We start from the raw sequence: 22449 nt of genomic DNA, 5'->3' as shown, positions 1-22449 counted from the left end.
ACAGGGTTTTGTGCTGTCTGCAATTCCCCGATCAATTTCTGTAATGAAGCTTTTATGACAAAAGTTCGGTAGCACATCGCCAGTCCGGTCATGCCTATGTAACGCGCTTGAGGGGCCCTTTGGGCGCTTTTCACAAGCCGAGGCGGGACGCCGGGAGTGAGGCAATGGGGACTATGGAACGCTACTCGAAAGTGGGCATGCAGGAACTCGATCAACGCCTGTCGAAGATCGTCGAAGCCGCGCGCAAGAAGCCGGTTTCGGTGTATCGCTACGGCGCGCCGTGGGTCTGGATCGTGTCGCAGGATGACTGGCAGGGCGCCTTGAAAGAGGTCTCCAGCTACATTCCGCCGGGGCATTCGCTGGTGCTGCTGCGCCCGCAGATCGATGACTTGCTCGATGCCCACCGCGATCTCCTGCACGACCTCAATGCCCGGCCCGGCATGCTGATCGCCCCGCAGACGGTCATGCACATCCTGCTGCTGCAACTGCTGTATTCGGTGCCCAGCGAGCAGCAGCTCTACGAACAGCTCAATTACAACCTGCTGTTTCGCTGGTTCGTCGGCCTTGGCCTGAACCAGAAAGTCTGGAGCTTCAACGTCCTCAGTCGCGACATCGCCACGCTGCTCAACGAGCCGCGTGCGGTGCAGCTCATCCAGAAAATCATCGGTGAAGTGTTCTGCGGCGCGCTGCTGCAAATGCCCGAGTTCTCCTTGAACTTCGCGCTGCTGCACACCTGGCTGGGCAAGCACACCGGGGCCAGCACTTCAGCAATCAAGAACGCCAGTAACTGACGCACACGCAAGGCGCATGAGCGCCAACAGGTCATCGCGAATTTCAGGGGGTAGTGTGGATCAGATTTTCACGTCACGGCTGGCGCTGTGGGGCTGGCTGCTGGTGACGGCCGGCGCGCAGCCGGCGTTCGCCGATGAGGCCGAGAACGCAGCGGCGCAGCGTCTGGTGGACGTCAACGAATACTTCGTGCGCGGCAACACCGTGCTCGATGCGCGGGCAATCGAAGAAGCGGTGTACCCGTTCCTCGGCCCGCAAAAAGCCTTGAGCGACATCGAAGGCGCGCGGGATGCCCTGCAGAAGGCCTATCAGGAACGCGGCTATCAATCGGTGTTCGTCGAACTGCCGGAGCAAGCCGTGGCCGACGGCATCGTCTACCTGCAAGTCAGCGAAACCAAGGTCGGCCGGGTCCGCGTGGTCGGCGCCAAACACTATTCGCCGCTGGATATCCGCGACAACGTCCCGGCGCTGAAAGAAGGCGAGGTGCCGGACTTCGCCAAGGTCCAGGGCGAACTGGCGCAACTCAACAAGACCCCGGGCCGGCAGGTGATGCCGCTCGTGCGCGAAGGCCAGCGCCCCGGCACCATGGACGTGGACCTGCAGGTCGAAGACCAGAACCCGTGGACCGCCAGCGTGGGGCTGAACAACGACTACAGCGCCGACACCGAAAAGCTGCGAACCGTCACCAGCCTCGGCTACAACAACCTCTGGCAGTTGGGGCACAGCGTCAACCTGACGTTCTTCACCGCCCCCCAGGAAACCGACAACGCCAAGGTCTGGTCGGGCTCCTACACCGCGCCGCTGACCGAGCGCTGGAGTGTGCAGTTCTCCGGTTACCAGTCCGACAGTAACGTCGCCACCATCGGCGGCAGCAACGTGCTCGGCAAGGGCCATTCCTACGGCGTAGCGGCGATCTACACGATCCCGTCGAGCGGCAACTGGTCGAACTCGCTGTCGGCCGGCATTGATTTCAAGGACTTCGACGAACGCCTGACCCTGTCCGGCGAGAGCGACAAGGTGCCGCTGAAATACGCGCCGTTCACCTTTGCCTACAACGGCTACCGCTACAGCGAAAAGAGCCAGCTCGGCCTCGGCCTGAGCCTGGTCGCGGCCACTCGCAGCATCTTCGGCTACGGCAGTTCCGACGAAGACTTCGACTACAAGCGCTACCGCGCCAACCCGAGTTTCGCCGTGCTCAAGGGCGATACCAACTTCACCTGGACCTTCGACAGCGACTGGCAGAGCGCGAGTAAAGCCGCGTTCCAGCTGGCGTCGGGGCCGCTGGTTTCCAACGAACAATTCTCCGCCGGTGGCGCCACTTCGGTACGCGGTTATCTGGCTGCCGAACGCACCGCCGATGACGGCTTCCTGTTGAGCGAAGAGCTGCGCACACCGTCGCTGGCCAAATACGTCGGCGGCTGGATGCAGGACTGGCGCTTCTATGCCTTCGCCGAAGGCGCGCAACTCTACCTGCGCGACGAACTGCCGGACCAGGACGCCAATTACGCCCTGGCCAGTGTCGGCCTCGGCACCCGCGCCAGCCTGAGCAAATGGCTGTCCGGCAGCCTCGACTGGGGCTATCCGCTACTCGAAGGGCCGAACACCTCGAAACAGGAATCGCGCCTGCACTTCAACCTTCAGGCCACTTTCTAACAAGGAGCACTTCCATGCAGCGCCTTTTCCTTTCGTTGTTGATCTGCCTGGGCTTCGTGCTCCCGGCCACGGCTCAGGCCTGGTGGCAGGACGACTGGCATTACCGCAAACAGATCGCCGTCGACACCACGCCGCAAGGCGCCGCGATCAATCAGGCCCTCGGTCGTACCGCGCTGCTGGTGCGCCTGCACACCGGCAACTTCACGTTTGATGGCGTAAAAGAGGACGGCTCGGACCTGCGCTTCGTCGCCGCCGATGACAAGACCGTGCTCAACCACCAGATCGAAAGCTTCGACGCGCTGATGGGCATGGCGCTGATCTGGGTTGATGTGCCGAATGTCGAGGGCGGTCAGCGTCAGGACATCTGGATGTACTACGGCAACCAGAAGGCGCCGGCCACCGGCAATGGCCAACTGACGTTCGATCCGAATTACACCGCGCTCTATCACTTCGACGGCGCTACTGGCACCCCGGCGAAAGACACCACCGCTTACGGCAACACCGCGCAGAGCGCGACCGGCGCCGCCATCGACGGCGTAGTAGGGCGTGCCTTGCAGTTCAGCGGCCAGCCGCTGCTGTTGCCGGCCAGTCCGTCGCTGCAGCACAACGCTGGCAGCGCTTTCACCTTCAGTGCCTGGCTGCGTCTGGATCAGGCCAATGGCGAGCAACTGATCCTGGCCCGCCGCGAAGGCTCCAACAGCCTGCTGGTTGGTGTGAATCAGGGCGTGCCATTTGTGGAAATCGATGGCCAGCGCGCCGTCGCTACGCAGCCACTGAATCCGGGCCAATGGCAGCACGTCGCAGTGACCGCTGAAGGCGCGAAAGTGACGCTGTACATCAACGGTCGCGAAGGCGCGGCACTGGCTCAGGCGATGCCGGCCTTCAATTCGGTCATGGCCATCGGCGCCGATCTTCATGAAGGTCCTTTCCAGCCGTTCGTAGGCGCCATTGACGAGTTGCGGCTGTCGAAAGTCGCCCGCCCGGCGCCGCTGCTTTTGGCCGACGCCACTTCCCAGGGTGCCGAGTCGAAACTGGTCGCCTTTGGCGTCGATGAAGAACAGTCCGGCTTCGGTTTCGGCAGCCTCGGCTTCCTGCTCAACGCGGTACCGGTGGACGCCTGGGTGATCATCGCGGTGCTGGTGCTGATGATGTTCCAGTCGTGGATCATCATGCTGCGCAAGAACCGCACCCTCAGTCGCGTCACCGCCGCCAACGAAGATTTTCGCGTGCAGTTCGCCAAGGTCGGCACCCGTCTGGAAATGTTCGCCGACGACACCCAACTCGCCCAGCGTTTGCAGCACTCGCCGCTGTGGCGCCTGTATCAAGTGGCGGTGAAAGAAATCCGCACCCGCCGCGAGCAGGGCGCCGATACCTCGTCCGTTTCCGCCGCAACCATCGAAGCCATCCGCTGTTCGATGGACGGCGTGCGCACCCGTGAAAACCAGCAGCTCAGCTCGAAACTTTCGACCCTGTCCAACGCCATCGCCGGCGGCCCGTACATCGGCCTGCTCGGCACGGTGCTGGGGATCATGGTGGTGTTCCTCGGTACGGCCATGGCCGGCGACGTCAACATCAACGCCATCGCGCCGGGTATGGCGGCAGCCCTGCTGGCCACGGCCATGGGCCTGTTCGTCGCGATCCCGGCGCTGTTTGGCTACAACCGCCTGATCACCCGCAACAAGGAAGTCAGCGCCGACATGCGCGTGTTCGTCGACGAGTTCATCACTCGTCTGGCGGAGATGCATGGCGAAGGCCAGTCCAGTGAAGCGGCGCATCAGCGTGGTCATCACGCCAACCACTCCGTACCGGCCTGAGGAGCACTGACATGGCGTCCGTAAATGCCTCCCACGACGATGACGAAGATGCCGCAGTGGACAGCATCAACATCACGCCACTGGTGGACGTGCTGATGGTGGTGCTGGTGATGTTCATCCTCACCGCCACCGCGCAGGTCTCCGGGATCCAGATCAACCTGCCCAAGGCCAGCGCCGCCGTGTCGCTGTCGGAGGCCAAGACCAAGGCGATTTCGGTCAACGACGGCGGCCAGGTGTTCCTTGACGCCTACCCGGTGACCTTGCCGGAGCTGGAAGAACGCCTGCGCATCGAGAAAGCGCAGAACCCGGACTTCCCGGTGATTGTGCGCGGCGACGCCACGGTGCAGTACCAGAAGGTCATCGAAGTGCTGGATCTGCTGCGCCGGCTCGAACTGTCCCAGGTCGGTCTCGTTACCGGCAAACCGACGCAGGGCTGAGTGATGACTGCACAACTGCCAATCGAGCCTTTGCCGGTGAAGAAGTCGCCACTGCGTTACGTGAAGTGGGGCGCCGGGCTGCTGTTGGGCGCCGTCGCGGCATTCCTGTTGTGGCAGTGGGCCAACGACATGAGCGGCATCCGCCGGGAAGCGCCGAAGGTGCCGACGATCATCCCGTTGCCGCCACCGCCACCTCCGCCGCCGGAAAAACCGCCGGAGCCGGAAACCCCGGTCGAGGAAAAAATCGTCGAGCCCGAGCCAACGCCCGAGCCGCAAGAGGTCAAGCCTGAGGAAGAAGCACCGCCATCGCTGGCGGACGACCTGGCCAACCCGATGCAGATTGACGGTGACGCCCAGAGCGGCAGCGACGCCTTCAACATCGGCGCGGGCAAGGGCGGCGGCATGGCCGGTTCCGGCGGTGGGCGCCTTGGCAACGGCACCTACAGCCAGTTCCTCGCGTTCACCTTCCAGAAGCTGCTGCGCGAGAACCCCGACCTGCGCAACCTGGCGTTTTCGCTGCAGGCCGATGTGTGGCTGAGCAGCGTCGGGGAGATCACCCGGGTCGAGCTGATCAAGTCCAGCGGCAACCCCGAGATCGACAGTCAGGTGTTGGCCGCATTGCGTAACGCGCCGCATCTGAGCGAGCGGCCACCGGCCTCCATCACCTTGCCTGTGCGCATGTCCCTGCAAGGGCGGCGTCCGGGTTAACCGAATTCATAAAGCTGTATGAAAAGGAGTTGTGTGCAGATGATTTCCAACGTGAATCGATTGTCCCTGGCGGTCGGCATGGTCATCGCGACCCTGGTCGGTCAGGCCGCGGCAGCGCCTGCGCCCTCGGAGAACGCCACGATCAATCTGATCCGCTTGCTGGTCGAGCAGGGCATTCTGAAACAGGACAAGGCCGACGCACTGATCGCCCAGGCCCAGAACGAAGCGGCCCAGGCCAAACAGGCTGCGGCGTCTACCGCTGTGGCCGCCGGGCCGGTCGCCGCGCCGGGCGATGTGCGGGTGCAATACGTGCCAGCCGCGGTGCGCGACCAGATCCGCGATCAGGTCAAGGCCGAGGTCATGGCCACCGCCAAGCAGGAAAACTGGGCGGCGCCCAGTACATTCCCGGACTGGGCGTCGCGCATCAGCTTCGACGGCGACATTCGCCTGCGTGACGAATCGCGCTACTACTCGGGCAGCAACAGCAACGAAATCGTCGACTTCGCCAAGCTCAACAACAATGGCCCGTACGACGTGAACCCCAACAGCAGCACCGCGTTGCCGCCGTTGCTCAACACCCGCGAAGACCGCGAAAACCTGTTCCGCCTGCGCGCCCGGCTGGGCATGAAAGCGGTGATCTCGCCGGAATGGACCGCCGGCATCCGCATCGGCACCGGCTCGGACAACAACCCGGTGTCGACCACCCAGAACCTCGGCGGCGGCTTCTCGAAAAAGGACATCTGGCTCGATCAGGGTTACCTGACCTGGAAGCCGTCGGATGAACTGACCCTGACCGGTGGCCGCTTCGCCAATCCGTTCATGTCCACCGACATGCTGTATTCCAACGACCTGAACTTCGACGGCGTGGCGGCGATTTTCGACCACAAGCTCAGCCGCGACTGGGGCGTGTTCGGCACCGTCGGCGCGTTCCCGGTGGATTACACCAACGACACCACCACCAGCAACGGCTTCGACAAGGAAGAAAGCGACAACAAATGGCTGTACGGTGCGCAGATCGGCGCCAAATGGGCGATCAACAGCAACAATCGCTTGAAAGGTGCGCTGGCCTACTACCGCTTCGACGACATCGAAGGCCAGCGCTCGAGCCCTTGCGAACCGTGGGCTGGCGCACCCGGCTGCGACAGTGACGGCACCCGCGCAGCGTTCATGCAGAAGGGCAACAGCGTGTTCCTGCTGCGTGACATCACGCCGAACCCGCTCAACCCGACCACCACGCCGCAACCGCAATTCGTTGGCCTGGCGTCCGAGTTCAACCTGCTGGACCTCAACGTGGTGTGGGACGCCGACCTGCCGGAAGACTTCAAACTGCGCAGCCAGGGCAACTACATCCACAACCTCGGCTACGACGAAGGCGACATGCGCAAGCGTTCGGCCGGGCAACTGGTCAACAACCTCGACAGCAACGGCAACATCGAAAGCGGCGCCAATGCGTGGATGGTCCAGTTCACTCTCGGCAATGCGCTGGAGCTGAAGAAGCAGGGCGACTGGAACCTGTTCGCCGGCTACAAGTACATCCAGCCGGACGCCTTGCCGGACGGCTTCAACGACTCGTCGTTCCACCTCGGCGGCACCAACGCCAAGGGTTACTTTCTGGGGGGCAATTACGGTCTGGCGAAGAACGTCTACGCCACCGGCCGCTGGTTGAGCTCGGAAGCGGTGTATGGCGCGCCGTTCGATATCGACGTCATGCAGCTTGAGATCAACACGCGCTTCTAAGCGCCGGGAGAGGGTAATGAAAATCCGCTTTTTATGGCTTGCGCTCTGGATGTTGATTGCCACCGGGGCGAGCGCCGAAGGCATGGAAGAACGCCTGCGCACCCAGTTGCGCAGCACCACCCAGCAGCTGCAAACCCTGCAAAGCCAGCAGGCCCAGACCAGCGCCGCGCAACTGGCGGCGCAGAACGAAGCCAAGGCTGCGCAGGCGCAAATCAAGCAATTGACCACCGAACTGGCCAAGGCCAAAGGCCTCGCCGAGCAACTGGCCGGGCAGCAGCAAAGCCTGCACAGCCAGGCCCAGGCGCAAGTCGCGGCCAGCAACGAGCAGACCGGCAAATTCAAGAAAGCCTATGACGAGTTGTTGGTCATGGCCCGTGCCAAAGAGGCAGAACGGTCTAAGCTTCAAGCGCAATTGGCTGAACGTGACACACAAGTGCAGCAATGTTCGGTCAAGAATCAGCAGATGTACGGCGTGGCCAAGCAGATTCTCACCGCCTACGAAAACATCGATGTGGCCGAGGTGATGAAGATCCGCCAGCCCTTCGCCGGCAGCGCCCGGGTCAAGTTCGATGAACTGGCTCAGGGCTTTGGCGACGAACTGTACAAGACTCAATTCGATGCGCCGCAAGCCGCGATCGCGCACTGATTAAAAGACTCATGGACAAGGAAGAAGTAATGACTCAATTGATCTCCCACGTATCCCCGCAATCTCTGACCGACGTACTGCAAGCCGCCGGTTACCGCGTCAACCAGACCGAACAGAACGGCATCGTCCAGTTGCTCAGCGCCAGCCAGGGCATCGGTTATGCCGTGCGTTTCGGCAACCCGGCGGTGGCGGAGCAGGGCAGCTACGTCGACTTCACCTTCAGCTGCGCCTTGCGCGTGCAGGGTGAATTGCCGGCCGGTGTGGCCGAGCAGTGGAACGCGACCCGCCGGTTTGCCCGGTTGTCGTTGCAGGGCGAGTTTCTGGTGATGGAAATGGACGTGGTGGTAGCGGCTGGCGTCAGCAGCGATTACCTGCGCGGCAACCTGGAATTGTGGGATCGCCTGCTTCAGGAGTTCATCGTTTACCTGCGTGATTTCACCCAAAGCGCTGCCGTTGCCCAGGCACCAAAAGTTGAGCAAGAGGAAGTCGCGCTGTGACAAAACCTGCCATGGTAATCAGCGCCGCTGCGGTGGCGCTGTTGGTGGTCGCCGTGGCGCTGGTGGTGCGGCCGGGTAATGACCCGGTCGCCGCCCAGCAACCGGCGCCGGTGATTGCGGCGAACAATGAACCGGCAGTAGCCAGATTAGGCAATCAGCAGGTTTCGCCGGAGGAATTGCAGGCGTTGCTGGCGGCTGTTCCACCGCAAACCCGCGAGCAACTGCGCGGTAATCGTGAGGCGCTCGAGCGCTGGATTCGTTCACGTCTGGCCGAAAAAGCCGTGCTGGAACAGGCCGATGCCCAAGGCTGGGCGCAGCGCCCGGACGTGGTGCGGCAGACCCGCGCCGCCACCGAACAGATCGTGTTTCGCGACTATTTGCAGTCGGTGAGCCAGGTGCCGGCGGATTACCCGAGCGCTGCCGAGTTGCAGCAGGCGTATGACGCGGGCAAGGCCAATTGGCAGACGCCCGCGCTGTATCGGGTCAGCCAGATTTTCCTTGGGGTGAATGAGCCACAGAATCTTGAGGTGGTGCGCAAACAGGCGACGGAGTTGAGCAAGAAAGCCCAGTCGAGCCCGGCGGACTTTGCAGCGCTGGCCAAGGAGTTTTCTCAGGATCGCCTCACGGCCGAACGCGGGGGCGACACCGGCCTGCAACCGTTGCAGCAACTGGTGCCGGAAGTGCGTGGTGCGGTGGCGCGACTCAAGGTTGGTGCGGTTTCTGATCCCGTTCAGAGCAGCGCCGGTTTCCACGTGATCAAACTCACCGAACAACAACCGGCCCGCACCGCAACACTTGAGGAGCTGCGCGATCAACTGACCCAGGCCTTGCGGGCACAGCGTCAGGAACAGATCGCCCAGGCTTATCTGGACGGCATGCTCAACACCGCAACGCTGAGTATCGACGGGGCCGAGCTCAATAAGGTGCTGGAGAGCAAACCTTAAGCGCTGCACACCAAAACAAAGATCGACAGGGAGTCATCGATGTCATTCACCGAACCCGCAGCACGACAGAGCAGCGCCGATTTCCGCTGGCCCCGGGACAAGGACGAACCCTGGCTGGCGCAAGCCGCGACCCTCGACGGCGACGTCGCGCAGTACTTTCTGGTCAGCGCCCGTTGCGGCTGCTTCATGCAGGCGGCTCGCAGCCTCAACGTGCGCTCGACCCTGCTGCGCAAACAACTGGCGCAACTCGAACAGCAACTGCAATGCGCGTTGTTCAGCTTTCAAGGCAGCGCGCTCACCCTGACCCGCGAAGGCCAGCAATTGCAGGCGCAACTGATCGCGCTGGCCCACGAACGCAAACTCCCGGTAATCGAGCAACCCTTGATCAGGCTGGCCGTCGCCGAATCGATCCTGCACGACATCCTCGGCCGCGACCTCATCGCACTGCTGCGCCGCAACGCCAGCGTGCGCCTCGAGATCATCGCCCTCGACAGCGAACTGGCCCTGCGCGCCGTCAGCGCCGACATCGTGCTGTGGCTGGCCCACGGCGACACCCCGCACCCCGGCCCGACCTTCGCCACCAGCGAACCGCAACGCCTTGCACAACTGGAATATCAGCCGCACATCGCCAAACGCTACTCCCGCGTGACTGCGCGGCCAGAAAGTCCGGATGACCTCGCCGATTTCATGCTGGTGCAATGGCAGCACGATCGGCAGATCGACAGCTTTCGGCCGTGGAATGAGCTGGTCGAACAGCGGTTGGCCGGGGTGGTGCAGATGCAGTCGTATGAGCTGATGCTGGAGATGATCCGGTGCAGCGCGTGCATTGGTTTGCTGCCGATGTACATGAGCCGGTTTGATCGCGGGTTGGTGGCGTTGCCGGGGTTGTTTGAAGAGGCGATGCGGTTGCAGGCTTGGTTGGCGGTTAATTCCTCATCGTGGGATGTGGCTGAAGTGCAGACGTTGGTTGAGTTGATTCAGCGAACGTTCAATGAGCGGCAGGAGTGGTTCGAGTAATTTTTCTTAGATCGTTCCCACGTCGAACCGTCCGCGTGGGAATGCCTCAAGGGATGCTCCGCGTTCCAGCTCCGGAAGGGACGCGGAGCGTCCCGGGCTGCATTCCCACGCAGAGCGTGGGAACGATCATCGAACTAAAGCGGCGCCTCGGCCTTCAACTCCAGATTATCCAGCGCCCGATTCACCGCCAGTTCCCCCAGCATGATCAGCTGCGCAATGCCCAAAAGCACATGCCGATGCGAACCGTCCACCAGCCCGGCGAAGTCGGTGGCCATGGTTTTGGCCGAGGTCAGGGTTTCGCAGGCGTCGGCCAGCAGTTCTTCGCTGTCGATGCCGGGGGCGATGAGGTAGCGGGTGTTGGGTTTGAGCAGCGGTTTTCTGGGGAGGAGGGGATTGAAGTAGTGGTCGAGGGCGCGTTCGGCGGCTTCGTGGAATGTCTTGGAATCGAGGGATTCGTAGGGCGAGGTAGTATCGGTTTCGGGTGGATTTGGCGTTGGTTTGATCATGGTAGTACTCCCTGATTGATGGAGCTGCCACGGTTCGCTGCGAAACGAATGGAGGTGGCAGCTGTACGCGGGTTCGCAGACCGGGAATCAAGGAACCCGGCATACCCGAAGGTATCCCGCGCACAACCGCCATTACGCGACCAGCAAAGAATGCTGAACGGAAACGACGCTCTGGGCGCCTTGATTGATCCGGGCTGCGAAACCCGATCGCTGATTCATCAGCGACCCGGAAACGATAGAGCCGGCCCTCAAGGCGCACAAGCCGGCGGATTCTGGCGGATGCGTAGGCAATGGCGCAAGGCGTTGTGGCTTGCCGGACGTTTCGGTCAACGGCTTTAAACAGTCATGGCGAATCCGTGAAGAAGCGGTTTACAGTGACCGGCCACGCACTGATCCAGGAGGGATCTTTCATGCCTGAGCACAACCCCGCCATTCACCTCGAACGCTTCAGCGAATCCCACGTCGAAGGCGTCACCGCGCTTTACAACGACCCGGCTGTGACCCGGCAGGTTCTGCAGATGCCGTTTCAGTCTGCCGAGATCTGGCGTCAACGACTGATGCCGGAAAACGAACGGATGGTGAAACTGGTGGCGTTGCATCAAGGTGCGGTGATCGGGCATCTCGGGCTGGAGGCTTTTTCGCGAATTCGCCGCAGTCACGCGGGCAGTGTCGGCATGGCCGTTGCGGTAGCGTGGCAGGGCAAGGGTGTCGGTTCGAAGCTGTTGGCAGCGGCGCTGGACATTGCCGACAACTGGATGAACCTGCACCGGGTCGAGCTTTCGGTGTACGCCGACAACGAGGCGGCCATCGGCCTCTATCGCAAGTTCGGCTTCGAAAACGAGGGCCTGTTCCGCGATTACGCTGTGCGTGACGGGCAATGGGTCGACACCTTGAGCATGGCGCGGCTGCGCAAACGCTGACCTTCTGTCCGTCAATGGTCGACGAGGCGACCGTGCAGGCAAATGACTTGCACGGTCGTCATCGGCATCTGCCATGCTCGATGTCCGCAGCACCGCTCCTTGAAGGAACACCGCAATGGACGACGTACAGCAACTGGGCGAAATGCTTCGCCACTATGCCGACAGCGAAGCGCACAAGAAGCAATTGTTCGAGACGCAATCGGCGACCTGGGCCACACGGATTATCGAGTTGTTCGGGCAGATTCAGCAATGGCTGGAGCCGGTGCAGGCGCCGGGTTTGCTGGAGGTGGGTCGGGAGGCTTATGTGGCGTTCGGGCCGAGCACGCCGGTTGAGACCTCAACCTTCAAGACTGAAAAACTGAGCATCGTGATTGCCGGCAAACCGGTGGAGTTTGTGCCGGATGTGATGGGCAGTGGCGGGCAGATTTCGCTGGCGGTGGTGGGGTTGACGGCGGCGCGGTACGGGAGTGTTTCGTTGGTGGGGTTGCCCAATGGTGATTGGCAGTGGCGTAAGACTAATGGGTTGAAGGATCCGGATACGTTTGCCTTCGATGCGAATTTTCTCGCGCAGCAACTGCAGAGCCTCATCCCTCGCGATCGAGGTTGACACACTTGATCGTTCCCACGCTCTGCGTGGGAATGCAGCCCGGGACGCTCCGCGTCCCTTCCGGAGCTGGAACGCGGAGCGTCCCTTGAGGCATTCCCACGCAGAGCGTGGGAACGATCAGCTAGGGGTGGCTCACATTTCGAGGTTGATCCAGCCCGGTTTGGCTATCTCCGGCGCCACTGCCTTCACGGTTTTACCCGTAGCCAACTCAACCCGCCGCGCCACCTCCGGATCATCCGCAAACGGCGTCAGACTCGCCTCATCCAGGCTCTCGGCCGTCTCGTGCCGCAAGCAGTACTCCACCGCCAGCCACAAAAACAACACGCCCAACACATTCAAGAAAACATCGAACATGACCGGCTCCCTTTATCAGGCGATCTGCGCTTCACGATGGGCGAGTGCAACGTCGGCAACGCGCACCGTGCGCCACACGTTATAGGCCATCAGCAACATGCCGCTGAGGAAGAACACCCCACCGGCAAACCGCACGACAAACCCCGGATGACTGGCCTGCAGCGCTTCAACGAACGAGTAGGTCAGCGTGCCGTCCTCGTTGATCGCCCGCCACATCAGGCCCTGAGTAATCCCGTTGACCCACATCGAAGCGATGTACAACACCGTGCCAATGGTCGCCAGCCAGAAGTGCAGGTTGATCAGCGGCGTGCTGTGCATGCGTTCGCGGCCGAAGACCTTGGGCACCATGTGATAGGTCGCGCCGAAGGTGATCATCGCCACCCAACCCAGCGCACCGGCGTGTACGTGGCCGATGGTCCAGTCGGTGTAGTGGGAGAGGGCGTTGACGGTCTTGATCGCCATCATCGGGCCTTCGAAGGTCGACATGCCGTAGAACGCCAGCGACAGGACGAGGAAGCGCAGGATCGGGTCGGTGCGCAACTGATGCCAGGCGCCGGACAGGGTCATCATCCCGTTGATCATCCCGCCCCAGCTCGGCGCCAGCAGGATCAAAGACATCGCCATGCCCAGCGACTGCGCCCAGTCCGGCAGCGCGGTGTAATGCAAATGGTGCGGGCCGGCCCAGATGTACAGGGTGATCAGCGCCCAGAAATGCACGATCGACAACCGGTACGAATACACCGGCCGATTCACTTGCTTGGGCACGAAGTAATACATCATCCCGAGGAACCCGGTGGTCAGGAAGAAGCCCACCGCGTTGTGCCCGTACCACCACTGCACCATGGCGTCGGTGGCGCCGGAATACACCGGATAGGACTTGAACCAGTCCACCGGAATCGACAGGTGATTGACCACGTGCAGCATGGCGATCACCAGAATGAACGCGCCGAAGAACCAGTTGCCGACGTAGATGTGTTTGGTCTTGCGCTGTACCACGGTGGTGAAGAAAACCACGGCGTAGGCGACCCAGACCACCGCCATCCACACCGCGCCGGAGAATTCGATCTCGGCGTATTCCTTGGTGGTGGTGTAGCCCATCGGCAGGGTGACCAGCATGATCACGATCACCGATTGCCAGCCCCAGAAAGTGAACGCTGCGAGTTTGTCCGAGTACAGCCGCACCTGGCAGGTACGCTGCACCGCGTAGTAACTGGCGGCGAATTGCGCGCTGCCGGCGAAGCCGAAAATCACCAGGCTGGTGTGCAACGGTCGCAAGCGGCCGAAGGTGGTCCACGGCAGGTCCAGATTCATGTCCGGCCATACCAGTTGCGAGGCGATCCATACCCCCATCGCCATGCCCACGACACCCCAGAAAACAGTCGCGATGACGAATTGGCGGACGACCTTGTAGTTATAAGCCTGTCCGATTGTTGCTGTGCTCATGGTCAGTTCATCCACGGTTGCAAAGTCTTGCCAGGCCACCCGGTCTGGCACGAGCTGCACTGTAGAAACCCCACCGGAAACAAAACAGGCTCAGGAATTGTTCATTTATGCGGATCAGATCAAAGCGCTGCCTGCGGCCATCTGCCGCGCCCTGATACGGTTTTTATGCGTTCAGGTGAATCTGTTGTGCACTGCGCCGTTCGTCCATAGTCAGGGAAAATCTGCGGAATCTGTGCATTCCTGATGAGGTAGCCGATGTATCAATACGATGATTACGACCGGGCGCTGGTGTTCGAGCGCGTTGCGCAGTTTCGCGATCAGGTCGAGCGCTTCATGGCCGGGGAGTTGAGCGAAGAAGAGTTCCTGCCGCTGCGCCTGCAAAACGGCCTGTACATGCAAAAGCACGCCTACATGCTGCGGGTGGCCATTCCTTACGGCACGCTGAGTGCCGAACAGATGCGCACCCTGGCGAGCATCGCCAGGGATTACGACCGTGGCTACGGCCACTTCACCACCCGGCAGAACATGCAGTTCAACTGGATCGAGCTGCACGAGGTGCCGGACATTCTCGAACGTCTGGCGCAGGTCAACATGCATGCGATCCAGACCTCGGGCAATTGCGTGCGCAACATCACCACCGAAGCCTTCGCCGCGGTCGCGGCGGACGAGCTGATCGACCCGCGCCCGCTGGCCGAGATCCTGCGGCAATGGTCGACGATCAACCCGGAATTCCTGTTCCTTCCGCGCAAGTTCAAGATCGCCATCTGCTCGGCGAAGCAGGATCGCGCGGCGATCATGATGCATGACATCGGCCTCTATCTTTACCCCGGTCGTAACGGCCAGATGCTGCTGCGAGTGATCGTCGGCGGCGGTCTGGGACGCACGCCAATTCTCGGTCTGCAGATTCGCGACGATCTACCGTGGCAGCACTTGCTGTCCTACGTCGAGGCGGTGCTGCGGGTCTACAACCGCCACGGTCGGCGCGACAACAAGTACAAGGCGCGGATCAAGATTCTGGTCAAGGCGCTGGGCATGGAGGCGTTCGCCAAGGAAGTCGAGGAGGAATGGCAACACCTCAAGGACGGACCGGCGCAATTGACCGAGGATGAATACCAGCGCGTCGCCAGTGCCTTCGTGCCGCCGAGCTACCGCACGCTGGCGGGCACCGATCTGGATTTCGGCACGCACCTGGCCGACAACCCGGCGTTCGCCCGTTGGGTCGCGCGCAACGTGCAACCGCACAAAGTGCCGGGCTATACCAGCGTGGTGCTGTCGACCAAACCGGGCCTGGCCTCGCCGCCGGGGGACGTCACCGATGCGCAGATGTTGGCCGTGGCTGACTGGTCCGAGCGTTTCGGTTTCGGCGAAATCCGCATCGCCCACGAGCAGAACATCGTCCTGCCGGATGTGCCCAAGTCGCAGCTGTATGCGCTGTGGGAGCAGGCGAAAGAGCAGGGGCTGGGCGCCGCCAACGTCGGCCTGCTGACCGATATCATTGCCTGCCCCGGGGGCGATTTCTGTGCGCTGGCCAATGCCAAATCGATCCCGATTGCCCAAGCGATTCAGGCGCGTTTCGACAACCTCGATTACCTGCATGATCTGGGCGACATCAGCCTCAACATCTCCGGCTGCATGAACGCCTGCGGCCATCACCACATCGGCAACATCGGGATTCTCGGCGTCGATAAAAACGGCAGCGAGTGGTATCAGATCACCCTTGGCGGCGCCCAAGGCAAGAACAGCGCACTGGGCAAGGTCATCGGCCCCTCGTTCAGCGCCGCCGAAGTGCCGCAGGTGATCGAGCGGATCATCGGCACCTTCGTCCGTTATCGCGAGGCTGAGGAACTGTTCGTCGATACCGTGGCGCGCATCGGACTGGAGCCGTTCAAGGAGCGGGTTTATCCGAAAGCGCAGGAGGTGTCGGCATGAACAATTTGTTGCGCATGGAGGAGAGCGGGGCGCGCATCGTGCTGGATGATCCGTGGACGCTGATCCGCTCGCCTGAAACGTCTGACAGCACTGAAATGCTGATTCTGCCGCTGGCCCACTGGCTCGAATCGCCCTCGACCCATGCGGTCTGGCTCGGCCCCGACGACGGCGTCGAAAGCCTGTTGCCATGGTTGACCTCGCTGCCGCTGATCGCCCTCGACTTCCCGAGCTTTCGCGACGGCCGCGCCTACAGCCAGGCCTATCTGCTGCGCAGACGTTTCGGCTGGAAAGGCGAGTTGCGCGCCATCGGCGATGTGCTGCGCGATCAACTGAGCCACATGCGCCAGTGCGGTTTCGACAGCTTCGCGGTGCGCGAGGACAAATCCGCCGAGGATGCGCTCAAGGGCCTGGCCGGGATGAGCGTGTTGTACGGGCGCTCGGTGATCGAGCCGCGACCGTTGTTCCGGCGCAGGTGATGCAGGGGAAACCCTTAGAACCCTGATGAATCGGGGATTTTTCCTTGGGTCGATGGTGGCCTTTTGGTAGAGTCCCCGTCGCCAGCGGGTTTTCGGCTGGACGACGGAACGAAGAAGGGAGTCTGATCAGTGAGTCCGGGCAAAAAAATTCTGGGCATCACCGCGTTGCTGCTGATGGTGACGCTGTGGGCCGGTTACATCTATGTGTTCAACGAAAACCGTGGCGGTCAGCTCGGCGGCGTCGGCGAAAGCACCGCCTGGTGCGGCACGCCGCCGAACACCGAAGCGGCGCTGCTGGGCAAGGATCAACTGACCCTGCGCATCACCAACAACCTGCGCGGCGAGTTCATGCTCAGCGGCGCGGTGGTGGTCTCCGAACGTACCTTCAACCGCTATGACCTGGGCCGCAACGAGCTGCGTCTGCGCCTGGAACCGTTGCAGTGGTCGTTTGGCGTCACGCCGATCTTCCTCGAACAGGTGAAAGTCCTGCCCCTGAGCCGCAACCTCGCCTCGACCGACAAGAGCGCCTTCGCCGAACTCGAATCGCGCCCGATCAGCGTTCAGGGCCGGGTCACCGAATTTCCCTTCGACACCTATCGCTACGGCTACAAACCGGTGCTGTATTACCTCAAGGGCAGCGAGCGCATCGACCTGCGCTTCAAGAACATCACCACGCTGATGGAGATGTCCAACACCTTCACGCCGATCCAGAAATACAACCGCGCCGACTACATCAACGAGAAAAACTCGATGATCCGCGACGAGGACTACAAGGCCTACGGCCCCCACGAATGCGCGTTCAGCGTCGAGCGCAAAGGCTCGTTCAAGGTTGTGGTGCTGTTGATGCTGCTGGTGCTGTGCCTGCCGTTGCTGCTGGTGTTCTACCGCGATGAGCCGGGAATCGACTTCCTTGCCACGCTGGTGGGGATTGGCGTGGTGCGCACGGTGCTGGTGGGGCCGGTGCAGGATTTCCAGCTGTACAACATTGATTTTCTGTTTGGCGCGGCGATTTTGCTGGTGGGCACGGTGTCGCTGATCAAGGCGATGCGGGCGAACAGTCGGCGGGAGATGGCGTTGAGAAGTGGTGAGACTTCGAGCTGGTAGAAGAAAGCCTTGAGCACCTGTGATGGTCCGGACCTTTCAAAGGTCCGGACCCGACGTTGTGCAATGTTGGGGTTTCTGATCGCAAACGGCGCGAATTTAGCTATACCTGTAACTCCCCCGACGCAATAAATTCGGCCTTCCGACAGGAGTTACAGCATGAAGCTAGCCGTAATGATGAGCACCCTGTGCATTGCCACGCTGGGCGTGGTGGGCTGCTCCAGCAAAACCGTCGCACCCGACGAGTACTCAGGCTTCCTCAAGGACTACAGCCAGCTGAGGGAGGCCAAATCCCCGTCGGGGGCCGAAGTGATGCGCTGGATCGACCCGAAAGTCGACATCGGCAAATTCACCAGCTTCTACGTCGAACCGACCCAGCTCTATCCCAAACCGCAACCCACCGTGAAGATTCCGCAGCAGACCCTCAACGGCATCACCAGCTACTACGATCAGGCGCTCAAGCGTGAACTGGGCAAATCCCTGCCGCTGGCCTCGGGCCCCGGGCCGGGCGTGATTGTGGTGCGCGCGGCCATTACCGCCGTCAGCAGCAAGACCGAAGGCCTGCATGCCTATGAAGTGATTCCGGTGGCGTTGGTGGCGGCAGCGGTCAGCACCGCCAGCGGTATTCGCGATCAGGAAACCACGCTGGCGACCGAAGCGGTGTTCCTCGATGGCGGCACCAACAAGGTGGCGGCGCAGGTGGTGCGCAAGGGCACTGGCAAACCGCTGGAAAACGATTCGCAGGTGATGAAGGCCGATGACGTGAAAAGCGTGATCGATGGCTGGGCGTCGGACCTGCATCAGTCCTACCTCAAGCTCAAGGCCAAGTAAGACCGGCACGCCGGGTCGTCCCTGAGGGCGATCCGGCGTGCGCACGGCGTCAGAAACTGGCGCGCGCCAGTCGGTTGTAATGGCTGAGCAAACCGTCGTAACGGCGGGTCACGGCGTAGTAGTCCTCGCTCAAACGTTCGGGCTTAGCGTGGTTGTGCCAGTCTGCTTGCAGGGTGTTCAACGCCTCGAGATAGCTTTGCCCCGGCTCGCCGATGCGCAGCCACAGATCCCGTGCGGCATCGGTCTTGTTCTGGAATCCACCCGTGCGCGGTGCGAGCCAGGGTTCGCGACGGTTCCACGCCTGTTGCAACTTCGCGGTGGTGTCGGCCAGCAATTTTGGGGTCAGAGTGCGGTTTTTCATCGCTTCGTCGAGCACGTCGACAGTCTCCCGCGCCTGAATCATGTACGCCAGCAAGTCCCAATGAATGTCCCTGCCCAGACGCGCCTCGATCAGCTTGAGCTGTTCAGGACGTTGCGCGGCGTCGAGCGGCAGCAGGCTTTGCCGCAGAGCCGTCGAGGCGCCGATGTATTCCTGTGAAACGCGCTCGATCGCCGCCAGTTCTCCAGGGGAGGGCTGTTGCGACCCCGAAGTGAAGCTCGCTTCTCGGTAAAACCGCGTGGGTGCAATGGTGGTCGTGACGTGATTCAGCGCCCGGACGTACTCGTTCGCCTGTCGCGCCAGTTCAGGCTGCCACGCCAGAAGATCGAGTTTTTCCGTGAGGCCCTGACCGCAGACATCGCGCTGAATGTCGCGCACATTGAACGCGTCACTCTCGTCGAAATCCTTGAGGCTCTTCAGCCAGCGTTGGTCGCGAGGCAAGGGCGGTTGAGGGTTTTTGTAGCGGTCATAGGCCACTCGCCATTGCACATCGATCCGGTTGACGCAGGCGATCACCGGGCTCAGGGCATTGGCTTGGGCGGTGATCGGTGCATCGCGCCTGTCCAGCCAGAGATCGAGTTGCAGGAAAGGGCGGGTCGCACTCGTCAGCGCCATCACCACCAGCGCGAAGAAGATACCGACGCAAAACATCACTCTGGTGCTCATGGGCGCGCCTCCTTGCCGTACCACTGTTCAACGGTGGCCGGTGCGCTGCATTCGGCGGTGGTGGCCGGCAAGCGGCTGCACAGGCGTTCGGTCCAGGGTTGCAGCCCCTGATTGCGATTGACCGTGCCTTGGCTGGCGACCACTTTGAATGCGCCGAGCACGAGGGACAGCACCACAATCCCGAGGATCGTCACGCCGACTTTCACGGCTGTTCGGCTCTCTTCCCAGGATACCCGTGGCCTGGACTGCCAGCGGCGAACCAGTCCGAAGGTCGTCAGGGTCGCGGCGTACACCCCGCCGGCAATCGGGCCGAAAAACCAGCCGAGCCCGGCCACCATCAACGCGCCGGGCACCAGGTCACGCAGCACGCCGAACGGCGGCGAGTCTTTGAAAACTCCGGGGCAAAGAGCAGCGCTGAGCCGGTCATCCAGCCGCCATACGCGATGGGCGAGGTTGTGCACCAGCCAATTGAGCCCGGCCACGATCACGCCGAACACCACAGTCGAAATCATGACGATGTTGATCAACCCGCTGAGCCGCACGCCCAGCGGAATGTAATGGGTGAACGCGCCGATCAGGCAGGCCAATACCACGCCCACGTAGGTCGGCCAGTCATTGAAGCTCAGTTCCCAGTCACGCCAGAAAAACGCCGTGCCGCCGGGCATCTGTGCGCAGACCTTGGGGTGATTGGCGTACAGCTCGGAACTCAACTTGCGACACTGCGCCCAGTCGTCTTCGCTCAGGCGTCGGGCCAGTGCGCGGCGGGCGCTGAACGAGCCGGTGCCCAGCAGCAGGCGGGCGGCGCGGTGTTCGGGGGTGACGGCGGGCTCCGTGGCCAGTTGTTGCTGGTGAGCCAGGAAAAGCGGCGCATTCTGGCGAGCCAGCAGGCGTTGCCATTCGCCGTCAGGGCAGGGATTTCCGGTGCAGCCGTGCCAGCCCTGACCGGTTCGCACCCGTTCGAAAATCTCGGGAAACCAGACCGGGGCATCCAGCAGCAAATGGCTCAGGGCACGGTTGAACCATTCCTGATGTTGCTGAATCGCCAACCAGTTGAAATCCGCGCAGCGGGCATAGGCCTGGAGAAATCCGTCGACGTCTTCCCGTTCGAGCGCATCACGCATCGGTTGCGCAATGCGCGCGCGTTGTTGATCCAGCAACAGGTCAATCGATATTTCGTCCAGCTCCAGGCGTTGCCAGGCGCTGAACCAGAAGAAGGTCGGGATGGCCCAGTCCACCAACGTCTGCGAAGTCTCAGGGTGTTCAATGCAATGATGCAGCACCGTGTCTTCGAAGAAATGTGCGCAACCCTGTTCGAGGGTGACGGCATGGCGATGATTCAGCTCTTCAACGCTGAGCCCGTCCAGCGAGCGGGTCGCCAGTTGCAGGGCATCGACCTCGACCACGGTGAGGCCGCTCAGGTCCCAGGATTCTTCAATACCCTGTTCCTGCTCTTCATCCTGATTCTGCTCGTGATACTGCTGCCATTCCTTGTACGCCAGCGCCTGCTCATAGGCATCACGCAGCCGCTGGAAACCCTCGGGGTCGTCGTCGGGGCGGGTCTGTTTGAGCAGGACGGCATATTGGCGTTTGATAGTGCGCACATCGGCGTCGGCCGACAGGCCAAGGACGGTCCAGCAACTCATTGCGATGACAACTCCATAACAACCGCGACGCGATCCAGTGGTGGCATTGTGATGTTGCGCACCCTACCTGTTTCGCGTCGAAAAGTCCTCGTGTCTCGCTCAGTCGTCATCGGCCATGCAGAAAATGCTCACGCTCCCGATTCGGGGCCTCAGTGTTTTTTGGCTTGTTCGCGGATGCGTTCTTCCTGCTCGCGCAGTTCCGGGGTGAACTCGGCGCCGAAATCTTCCGGGCTGAAGACCTGGCGAATCTCGATTTCCGATTCAGTGCCCGGCATGGGATTCGGGCAACGCTTGACCCACTCGATGGCCTCCTCTTTCGACTTCACGTCCCAGATCCAGTAACCGGCGATCAGCTCCTTGGTTTCGGCGAACGGGCCGTCGATCACGCTGCGGTTTTCACCGCTGAAGCGCACACGGGCGCCCTTGCTGCTGGGGTGCAGGCCGTCGGCGGACACCAGAATGCCGGCCTTGGCCAGTTGTTCGTTGTAGTTGCCCATGTCGGTCAGCAATTGTTCGCTGGGCATCACGCCGGCTTCGGAGTCGTGGCTGGCTTTGACAATGATCATGAAGCGCATGGTGTTTCTCCGCAGATAGGTGAGGGATTCATGGCTTAGTCGAACGGCCGGGGTCTGAATCGACAGGTCGTTAAAGAAAAGACGCAGACTTGCGTTTTAACAAGCATCACCCTCTTTGAGGGCGGGGATGTGGGGCTACTGGAGAATGTGTATCCAGTTTTGCGTGCCAGCACATGACAATTTCAGTCCAGGCATAGGTCGTCGGACAATTTCGTGGTTAACTTCTGCCTCTTGCATGCTTTCCCAACAACGTTAAGAAGGACTCCGTTCATGGCTCAAGTCACGCTCAAAGGCAACCCGGTTCAAGTCAACGGCCAACTGCCACAAGCCGGTTCCAAGGCGCCAGCCTTTTCCCTGGTAGCCGGCAATCTGTCCGACGTCACCCTGAAAGACTTCGCCGGCAAGCGCAAAGTGCTGAACATCTTCCCAAGCGTCGACACCCCGACCTGCGCCACCTCCGTGCGCAAGTTCAACGCCCAGGCCAACGACATCAGCAACACTGTTGTGCTGTGCATCTCGGCTGACCTGCCGTTCGCCCAGGCTCGCTTCTGCGGCGCCGAAGGTCTGGAAAACGTACAAAACCTGTCGACCCTGCGCGGCACCGAGTTCCTCGAGAACTACGGTGTGGCCATCTCTGACGGCCCGCTGAAAGGCCTGACCGCCCGTGCGGTGGTTGTACTGGACGAAAACGACAACGTCCTGCACAGCGAACTGGTCAAGGAAATTGCCGAAGAGCCTAACTACGAAGCGGCACTGTCCGTTCTGAAATAAGCGCTT

General features: G+C 61.6%; 23 protein-coding genes. 17 read left to right on the top strand and 6 right to left on the bottom strand.

What is annotated here, in order from left to right; genetic code table 11:
• Nucleotides 1–164 precede the first annotated feature (164 nt).
• The 10 genes from L6D82_RS08370 to L6D82_RS08325 are packed head-to-tail and all read left to right on the top strand — an operon-like array spanning nt 165 to nt 10242.
• On the top strand, nt 165–791 hold the full coding sequence (locus L6D82_RS08370; RefSeq protein WP_085747274.1) for a transposase: 627 nt from the start codon (nt 165–167) through the stop codon (nt 789–791).
• 55 nt (nt 792–846) lie between these two features.
• Nucleotides 847–2442, top strand: coding sequence for a ShlB/FhaC/HecB family hemolysin secretion/activation protein (locus tag L6D82_RS08365; RefSeq protein ID WP_102687641.1), 1596 nt, complete (start codon nt 847–849; stop codon nt 2440–2442).
• A 14-nt stretch (nt 2443–2456) separates the two neighbouring features.
• Nucleotides 2457–4256 carry a DUF2341 domain-containing protein gene (locus L6D82_RS08360; RefSeq protein ID WP_102687640.1) on the top strand — a complete coding sequence of 600 codons (1800 nt, stop codon included), beginning with the start codon at nt 2457–2459 and terminating at the stop codon, nt 4254–4256.
• A gap of 11 nt (nt 4257–4267) precedes the next feature.
• Nucleotides 4268–4693 (top strand): ExbD/TolR family protein, encoded by a 426-nt coding sequence (locus tag L6D82_RS08355; protein WP_007955109.1) that lies wholly within the window; start codon nt 4268–4270, stop codon nt 4691–4693.
• A 3-nt stretch (nt 4694–4696) separates the two neighbouring features.
• On the top strand, nt 4697–5401 hold the full coding sequence (locus tag L6D82_RS08350; protein ID WP_102687639.1) for an energy transducer TonB family protein: 705 nt from the start codon (nt 4697–4699) through the stop codon (nt 5399–5401).
• A gap of 39 nt (nt 5402–5440) precedes the next feature.
• Entirely contained in the window at nt 5441–7138 is a 1698-nt protein-coding gene (locus tag L6D82_RS08345) for a putative porin (protein ID WP_102687638.1), read from the top strand.
• Between the two features lie 16 nt (nt 7139–7154).
• Nucleotides 7155–7784, top strand: a complete 630-nt coding sequence (locus L6D82_RS08340; protein ID WP_236188694.1) for a DNA repair protein — start codon at nt 7155–7157, stop codon at nt 7782–7784.
• Nucleotides 7785–7813: 29 nt separating this feature from the next.
• A complete protein-coding gene (locus L6D82_RS08335; RefSeq protein ID WP_102718353.1) occupies nt 7814–8281 on the top strand; it encodes a YbjN domain-containing protein in 468 nt (155 codons plus the stop codon).
• Between the two features lie 11 nt (nt 8282–8292).
• Entirely contained in the window at nt 8293–9225 is a 933-nt protein-coding gene (locus L6D82_RS08330; protein WP_373870900.1) for a peptidylprolyl isomerase, read from the top strand.
• A 39-nt stretch (nt 9226–9264) separates the two neighbouring features.
• Nucleotides 9265–10242, top strand: coding sequence for a LysR family transcriptional regulator (locus tag L6D82_RS08325; protein WP_236188692.1), 978 nt, complete (start codon nt 9265–9267; stop codon nt 10240–10242).
• A 134-nt stretch (nt 10243–10376) separates the two neighbouring features.
• Here L6D82_RS08325 and L6D82_RS08320 read toward each other — a convergent pair whose 3' ends face one another.
• Entirely contained in the window at nt 10377–10748 is a 372-nt protein-coding gene (locus L6D82_RS08320; RefSeq protein ID WP_039772362.1) for a DUF6124 family protein, read from the bottom strand.
• Nucleotides 10749–11158: 410 nt separating this feature from the next.
• On the opposite strand from L6D82_RS08320, the gene L6D82_RS08315 reads away from it, so the two are divergent.
• Both L6D82_RS08315 and L6D82_RS08310 read left to right on the top strand, forming a co-directional pair.
• Entirely contained in the window at nt 11159–11668 is a 510-nt protein-coding gene (locus tag L6D82_RS08315) for a GNAT family N-acetyltransferase (RefSeq protein ID WP_102718943.1), read from the top strand.
• A gap of 115 nt (nt 11669–11783) precedes the next feature.
• The gene (locus tag L6D82_RS08310; RefSeq protein ID WP_236188690.1) at nt 11784–12275 is read left to right on the top strand and encodes a hypothetical protein; all 492 of its coding nucleotides are present in this window, start codon (nt 11784–11786) and stop codon (nt 12273–12275) included.
• Between the two features lie 132 nt (nt 12276–12407).
• Here L6D82_RS08310 and L6D82_RS08305 read toward each other — a convergent pair whose 3' ends face one another.
• Nucleotides 12408–12629 carry a cbb3-type cytochrome c oxidase subunit 3 gene (locus L6D82_RS08305; RefSeq protein ID WP_236188688.1) on the bottom strand — a complete coding sequence of 74 codons (222 nt, stop codon included), beginning with the start codon at nt 12627–12629 and terminating at the stop codon, nt 12408–12410.
• A gap of 15 nt (nt 12630–12644) precedes the next feature.
• Entirely contained in the window at nt 12645–14072 is a 1428-nt protein-coding gene (gene ccoN, locus L6D82_RS08300) for a cytochrome-c oxidase, cbb3-type subunit I (RefSeq protein WP_236188686.1), read from the bottom strand.
• A 255-nt stretch (nt 14073–14327) separates the two neighbouring features.
• On the opposite strand from ccoN, the gene L6D82_RS08295 reads away from it, so the two are divergent.
• The 4 genes from L6D82_RS08295 to L6D82_RS08280 all read left to right on the top strand — a co-directional run bounded on the left by L6D82_RS08295 (nt 14328) and on the right by L6D82_RS08280 (nt 18409).
• The gene (locus L6D82_RS08295; protein ID WP_236188684.1) at nt 14328–16001 is read left to right on the top strand and encodes a nitrite/sulfite reductase; all 1674 of its coding nucleotides are present in this window, start codon (nt 14328–14330) and stop codon (nt 15999–16001) included.
• Nucleotides 15998–16477, top strand: coding sequence for a DUF934 domain-containing protein (locus L6D82_RS08290; RefSeq protein ID WP_085745841.1), 480 nt, complete (start codon nt 15998–16000; stop codon nt 16475–16477). The genes L6D82_RS08295 and L6D82_RS08290 overlap by 4 nt, the downstream gene beginning before the upstream one ends.
• A 129-nt stretch (nt 16478–16606) precedes the next feature.
• On the top strand, nt 16607–17581 hold the full coding sequence (locus L6D82_RS08285) for a hypothetical protein (RefSeq protein WP_064381826.1): 975 nt from the start codon (nt 16607–16609) through the stop codon (nt 17579–17581).
• Between the two features lie 156 nt (nt 17582–17737).
• The gene (locus tag L6D82_RS08280) at nt 17738–18409 is read left to right on the top strand and encodes a DUF3313 domain-containing protein (RefSeq protein ID WP_011333935.1); all 672 of its coding nucleotides are present in this window, start codon (nt 17738–17740) and stop codon (nt 18407–18409) included.
• Between the two features lie 49 nt (nt 18410–18458).
• Here the strand turns inward: L6D82_RS08280 and L6D82_RS08275 are convergent, their stop codons facing one another.
• From L6D82_RS08275 to L6D82_RS08265, 3 genes are all read right to left on the bottom strand, one after another.
• Nucleotides 18459–19454 carry a DUF3829 domain-containing protein gene (locus tag L6D82_RS08275; protein ID WP_236188682.1) on the bottom strand — a complete coding sequence of 332 codons (996 nt, stop codon included), beginning with the start codon at nt 19452–19454 and terminating at the stop codon, nt 18459–18461.
• On the bottom strand, nt 19451–21097 hold the full coding sequence (locus tag L6D82_RS08270) for a J domain-containing protein (RefSeq protein WP_236188680.1): 1647 nt from the start codon (nt 21095–21097) through the stop codon (nt 19451–19453). The genes L6D82_RS08275 and L6D82_RS08270 overlap by 4 nt, the downstream gene beginning before the upstream one ends.
• Nucleotides 21098–21246: 149 nt before the next feature.
• Nucleotides 21247–21672: a YciI family protein gene (locus L6D82_RS08265; protein WP_085604104.1), complete on the bottom strand. Its 426-nt coding sequence runs from the start codon at nt 21670–21672 to the stop codon at nt 21247–21249.
• A 270-nt stretch (nt 21673–21942) separates the two neighbouring features.
• On the opposite strand from L6D82_RS08265, the gene tpx reads away from it, so the two are divergent.
• Nucleotides 21943–22443 (top strand): thiol peroxidase, encoded by a 501-nt coding sequence (gene tpx, locus L6D82_RS08260; RefSeq protein ID WP_102686276.1) that lies wholly within the window; start codon nt 21943–21945, stop codon nt 22441–22443.
• Nucleotides 22444–22449: the final 6 nt, after the last annotated feature.

Source organism: Pseudomonas paraglycinae (assembly GCF_021601625.1).
GTDB lineage: Bacteria > Pseudomonadota > Gammaproteobacteria > Pseudomonadales > Pseudomonadaceae > Aquipseudomonas > Aquipseudomonas paraglycinae.
Note: the sequence above shows the minus strand (reverse complement) of the source record. Positions and strands in the feature narration are given on the sequence as shown.